At 71.1% G+C, this 1,786-nt stretch carries 2 protein-coding genes and 1 tRNA gene; 2 read left to right on the plus strand and 1 reads right to left on the minus strand.

Going from position 1 to position 1,786, the window contains the following annotated elements:
• Positions 1-142 precede the first annotated feature (142 nt).
• Positions 143-631, minus strand: coding sequence for a YajQ family cyclic di-GMP-binding protein (locus ACFXDJ_RS28635; protein ID WP_384657921.1), 489 nt, complete (start codon positions 629-631; stop codon positions 143-145).
• Positions 632-831: 200 nt separating this feature from the next.
• Between ACFXDJ_RS28635 and ACFXDJ_RS28640 the strand changes: the two genes are divergently transcribed.
• Together ACFXDJ_RS28640 and ACFXDJ_RS28645 are read left to right on the plus strand one after the other, a co-directional pair.
• Positions 832-913, plus strand: a tRNA-Tyr gene (locus tag ACFXDJ_RS28640).
• 278 nt (positions 914-1,191) lie between these two features.
• Positions 1,192-1,629 (plus strand): DUF3574 domain-containing protein, encoded by a 438-nt coding sequence (locus tag ACFXDJ_RS28645; RefSeq protein WP_384657918.1) that lies wholly within the window; start codon positions 1,192-1,194, stop codon positions 1,627-1,629.
• Positions 1,630-1,786: the final 157 nt, after the last annotated feature.

The raw sequence follows: 1,786 nt of genomic DNA on the forward strand, positions 1-1,786 counted from the left end.
CCGCGCGGCCGCCCGCAGGGCCCGGCCCCCCCGCCCCCCCCCCCCCCCGCCCCCCCCCCCCCGCCGCCCGCGCGGGGGCGGGGGGGCCCCCCCCCCCCCCCCGGGGCCGGCGTACGGGCTGATCGCGGACCGGAGTCGGCGGTCAGCGGTAGTTCACGAACTGGATCGCGAAGTCCAGGTCCTTGCCCTTGAGCAGGGCCTGGATCTCCTGGAGGTCGTCACGGCTCTTGGACGTGACGCGCAGCTCCTCGCCCTGGACCTGGGCCTTGACGCCCTTGGGGCCCTCGTCCCGGATGATCTTCGCAACCTTCTTGGCGTTCTCCTGGGAGATGCCTTCCTCGATGGTCGCGAAGATCTTGTACTCCTTGCCGGACAGCTGCGGCTCACCGGCGTCGAGCGACTTGAGCGAGATCCCGCGCTTGACCAGCTTGGTCTCGAAGATGTCCAGGATGGCCTTGACGCGCTCCTCGCCGTTCGCCTCCATCAGGATCTTCTCGCCGGACCAGGAGATCGAGGCGTTCGTCCCCTTGAAGTCGAAGCGGGTCGAGATCTCCTTGGCGGCCTGGTTGAGGGCGTTGTCGACCTCCTGCCGCTCGACCTTCGAGACGATGTCGAAACTGGAGTCGGCCATGTGCTGTGGCTCCTTGAAGTCGGCTGTGACGGCCCCGAAGGGCGCGGCCGGACATCCCCGGCCCGCTCTGCAAAGCCTAGCCACCGCGCCCCGGTGCGGTGCTGATCAATCCAGTGGTGAAGCACCCCCGGTCATCAGGTATCGTTTACGTCGTTGCCAGGGAGCGCCGCCGAAAGGCGGAAATAATGGCAACGTCTCTTGGCGGTGTGCCCGAGTGGCCAAAGGGAGCAGACTGTAAATCTGCCGGCTCAGCCTACCCAGGTTCGAACCCTGGCGCCGCCACGCGAGTGGAGCCCCCGTATTGCGGAAACGCGATACGGGGGCTTTCTCGTTCCCGGGAAAACCCGTGGCCGGGTCGAGCGCGACCGCTACGAGCCGGGCGCGGCCCATCGCGCGCTGCGCGTCCGGCCCGCACGCTCAATGATCCGTACGCCCCGCCGGGGGACCCTTGGTGGCGCCGCAGGGTGGATGCGGCGTGAGGGGCCGGGCGGTGTGGACGGGGCGTGACTCCATCGGGGGGCTCCGGCGTGCCGATGCGGGTGCCCGGTCGTTCTCCCGGCGTGAAATTTACTTATGACGCGCGCGGAAAGGTCGGCGGCGGGGTGCTCCTCGCCCTGCTCGGGGCCGGGATCCCGGCTCTGGTGGGGGCGGCGCTGCACAGCCATGTGGGGAATCCCTACCAGGAGACCCGGCTCTACTTCGGCACCGAGCGGCCGGACGGCCGGCCGCCGGTCGGGGAGCGGGAGTTCATGGGCTTCCTCGACCGGGAGATCACCCCGGCCTTCCCCGAGGGGCTCACCCTCCAGGACGGGCGCGGCCAGTGGCAGCGGGACGGGAAGGTCATCCGGGAGGTCTCGTACGAGGTGGTGCTGCTCTACCCGGAGAAGGAGGCCGACGAGCGCGGCAAGCGCATCGAGCGGATCCGGGAGGCGTACGAGAAGCGGTTCCAGCAGGACTCGGTCGGGCGGTCCGACGACCAGGTGACCGCCGACTTCTGACCGCTGACCTCTGACCGCTCACCGCTGACTTCTCACCGCCGGCTGGGGGGCGGGCCGGGGGGGGCCCCCCCGGGGGGGGGCGGGGGGGGGGGCCCGCCGCCGCGGGAGGGGCGCCGCCCACACCCCCCCCCCCGGTTAGAGGCAGCACGAGGGTGTG

This window comes from Streptomyces sp. NPDC059443, assembly GCF_042750105.1.
Classification (GTDB): domain Bacteria; phylum Actinomycetota; class Actinomycetes; order Streptomycetales; family Streptomycetaceae; genus Streptomyces.

Excerpts from the sequence above, each read along its gene's own strand:
- ACFXDJ_RS28635 (WP_384657921.1), bottom strand. The coding sequence starts at position 631 with ATGGCCGACTCCAGTTTCGACATCGTCTCGAAGGTCGAGCGGCAGGAG.